Raw genomic sequence first — 2,520 nt, forward strand, 5'->3', positions numbered from 1 at the left:
CCTTTTATTGTCTTATAAGGATAGATATTTATCACTACAGTATATATATTATCTGAAAATGAATGTATTGTCAAGCTTTTTGTGATTGTTTTTATTCTTTTATTGATAATTATTTTTTTAAGGTGATATATTTGTATCACACAGTTATGTGAGGGGGTGTTCTTGATGCTTATTATCAACCTGAAGGGGCTCATAGAGAAAAAAAGTGCTATCGAGAGGAGGAAGATCACCTACAAGGTGATCGAGCAGGAGACAGGGATAAAGGCACTGACCTTGTCACGGATTGTCACAAACCATAACTACAACATATCAAGGAAGGATATCGAGAAGCTGCTTATCTATTTTAACTGCCAGCCGAATGAGCTGATGACGTTGATTCCTGACTAAATACAGAAAAGGGATTGATCGGTGTTGTTAACACCTACCTATACGTAATAACTTCACCTACAAATAAACGATTTCAAATAAATGAATTACCGAGAATTACCAAATGTAATAGAGGATAACACACCCTGTATGACCAGCGCGGGGCAACCACGCTGGAATGAAATTAACCCTTATGAACCAAACAATATCTCATCAGTAATGGCAGGTATGAGGCATCTATCCTCGAAATCATCTCCCCAAAAATCTTATTTTCATTGTATCTCTTCCCAGTCTTTTCCTGTCATCAGCTTCCAGGCATTTTTAAATGCAATCCTTTCAGCAACATCCTTCCGTAGGGTTTTAAAGACAATGCTACGAAATGTATTCATCACCCTGTCGTACTCATTAAAGCGACCGGTGTTTGCATCCGACCCTATAACAAACCTGTCAGGGAATGCTTCGAAAAGGTTTTTCCATTCCGGCTCAAGTATGCCCCCTGACCTTGAAGGATCATACATAATGGCATCCAAATACCCTGTCATGTGATACTTGCCACCCGGCTTTGACTGGACAAGGTCAAAATAAAGATTCGGGTATTTCTTTAAAAGCTCACGGATTGTTTCAGTACTGGTGAACCTTTTCCATGTCTTCGGATTCCGGTTGCGGCCTACATGACACCAGATGAGTTTTGCCTTCGGGTACCTGGTAAGCATCCTCTCCAGCTCCGGAAGAAGTGCGTCCTCTGCCTCGTGATGGAGAAGAAAAGGAATACCGGTCTGACTTGAAAGCCTGAACACTACATCGAAAGCTCCAGAATCAACAGGCATGTGGATATCCCTGCTATTCGTGCTCGATTGGTAATGCCTTGCCTCAAATTCACCCATAGCGAAATATTTTCCTGAAAGGACGTCCTTTTCGAGCGTTTCGAGAAAATCTCTATTGCTGCTGTGCCAGAGTTTGCCATCGCCATGCACTGTTGTTGGCACAAACCTGTCGGGATAAAGTTCGTTAAGTCTTATAGAATCTCCACTGCCAAGGCGCTCGTTTGGTCCAACCCATATTAACGCAACACCGTTTTTGTCCATAACGGCTACAAGCCTCTCATTTTCAATCTTGCCTCCATGGTGATATTCCACATCGATAACAGGCAGTACACCCTGTTTAAGCATGCCCTGGATCCTTCCCCTGAATGCATTTATCTGTTCGTCTCTTTCGAGTCCGAAGACAACTGCTTGCACAAGGAAAACCAGAACTAAGGCAAATAATATCGTTTTTTTCATTCTCTTAAGTTCCAATCTGCACACTATAAACTTCTATCAAGAGATTGCCACGATCCGCCGTAGAAAAGGAACACAGGAGACGCCCTTCAGTTATTCAAGAACTCCTCTGCCATCCCCCTCTTTTCTCCTCTTTATGTAACTCTCTTATTCTATTTTGATATTCTACTTAATAAATGTCAATAAGATTTAAAGGGTACACTATTGCCAGTGGAAAGATGGTATAAACTGCTTGTTTGTTAAAAACTATCTTACAGGGTGTAACGTATAAATATTTATCCACACTAATACAAAAGCAACCTCCGATAACCCGATACCAGGTGGTCAAAAATGTATATGTTTCTACCGGTAATCAATAACGCTAATCACACCGGTACCAGCCAGAAGGGCTTTTGCTACGATAGCATCAGTGAATATTGCATGTGGTAAGTTTATTTGTAAAGCTCTATTTTCAATAAAGGCTTTTCATTTAAATATTCCAATGAGGCAACATAGGTCATACTACCTAACATTTGGTAGTAATGACTCTAACCCTTCATCGCTATTAATAAAAACAGTTTTTAGCTGAATCAAGAAGGATGGCCTTAAAGCCTTAGGAGAGCTTTAAATGCATGATAAAATTGCTACTTTGCACCTACAAATGAATGATTTAAAATAAATGAATTATCGAGAATTACCAAATGAAACAGCGGATAACGTTAAAGGCCAAAAGAAGTGTGAAGCACTTCAATGAGGCCTCTTGCTTTTGGCCGGGTGTTATCTGCCGGTTTGGAAATCATAGTTATTGAACATTGAAGGACGTTGAGGCGAATGATCTCGTGGGGGACAATACAGGGCCTCTCACCTGAATCATGCAACCTGGATAAAGGATGATGGG

The 2,520-nt window shown here is 40.6% G+C and carries 2 protein-coding genes; one reads left to right on the forward strand and one right to left on the reverse strand.

The window, feature by feature from the left end; all coding sequences use genetic code 11:
• Positions 1-165 precede the first annotated feature (165 nt).
• On the forward strand, positions 166-387 hold the full coding sequence (locus tag NTU69_12075; GenBank protein MCX5804242.1) for a helix-turn-helix transcriptional regulator: 222 nt from the start codon (positions 166-168) through the stop codon (positions 385-387).
• 251 nt (positions 388-638) lie between these two features.
• Here the strand turns inward: NTU69_12075 and NTU69_12080 are convergent, their stop codons facing one another.
• Positions 639-1,646, reverse strand: coding sequence for an amidohydrolase family protein (locus NTU69_12080; GenBank protein MCX5804243.1), 1,008 nt, complete (start codon positions 1,644-1,646; stop codon positions 639-641).
• Between the last annotated feature and the right edge of the window lie 874 nt (positions 1,647-2,520).

Source organism: Pseudomonadota bacterium (assembly GCA_026388215.1).
Taxonomy (GTDB): domain Bacteria; phylum Desulfobacterota; class Syntrophorhabdia; order Syntrophorhabdales; family Syntrophorhabdaceae; genus JAPLKF01.